At 76.3% G+C, this 241-nt stretch carries 1 protein-coding gene; it reads right to left on the bottom strand.

The annotated features are described in order from the left end of the window. Positions 1-241 (bottom strand): Sua5 family C-terminal domain-containing protein (locus tag RZA33_RS19755; protein WP_322976235.1); only part of this gene is annotated, 241 nt, incomplete at both ends.

The following is a 241-nucleotide window of genomic DNA, read 5'->3' as shown; positions in this document are numbered from 1 at the left end:
CAGCCGCTGGGTCGCCCGGCTGGGCCTGCCATTTCCAGGCCAATCCGGCCGGCGGTTGGGCGCGTGAATATACCGCCACGCCCTCCAGCCCAGCGCTGGCGGCGCCGGTCGCCACAAGTAAAGCCAGCCGATCCGCGTCCAGCAGGCGCAGCCGCGCCGCCGGGGCATAGTGGGCCGCGAGGGTGCCCGAGGCCTTGGGCGCCTGGGCGTCCGGCGCCACCAGCGGCTCGCCCAGCGCGGC

The organism is Halovibrio sp. HP20-59, from assembly GCF_033052795.2.
Taxonomy (GTDB): domain Bacteria; phylum Pseudomonadota; class Gammaproteobacteria; order Pseudomonadales; family Halomonadaceae; genus Vreelandella.
This window is presented reverse-complemented; position numbering and strand designations above follow the sequence as displayed.